At 51.1% G+C, this 266-nt stretch carries 1 protein-coding gene; it reads left to right on the top strand.

From position 1 onward, the window contains the following. The coding region (locus B4920_RS26565) for an NAD-dependent epimerase/dehydratase family protein (protein WP_139379700.1) at positions 1 to 266 on the top strand (266 nt) is incomplete at both ends.

Genomic DNA, 266 nt, shown 5'->3' with positions numbered 1-266 from the left:
ACATGGACAAGGAAGACTTCCTGATCCAGATTATGGCCGGGGAAGATTTCGGCGATATCGAAGCTATTTTCCACGAAGGCGCATGCTCTTCCACCACCGAGTGGGACGGCAAGTATATGATGGACAACAACTATCAATACTCTAAAGAGCTGCTGCACTACTGCCTGGAGCGTGAAATCCCGTTCCTGTACGCGTCCTCTGCCGCCACCTATGGCGGTCGCACTTCTGATTTCATCGAATCCCGTGAATATGAGAAACCGCTGAAC

The sequence above is a fragment of the Zoogloea sp. LCSB751 genome, from assembly GCF_002028455.1.
In the GTDB taxonomy this organism is placed as follows: Bacteria; Pseudomonadota; Gammaproteobacteria; order Burkholderiales; family Rhodocyclaceae; genus Zoogloea.
This window is presented reverse-complemented; position numbering and strand designations above follow the sequence as displayed.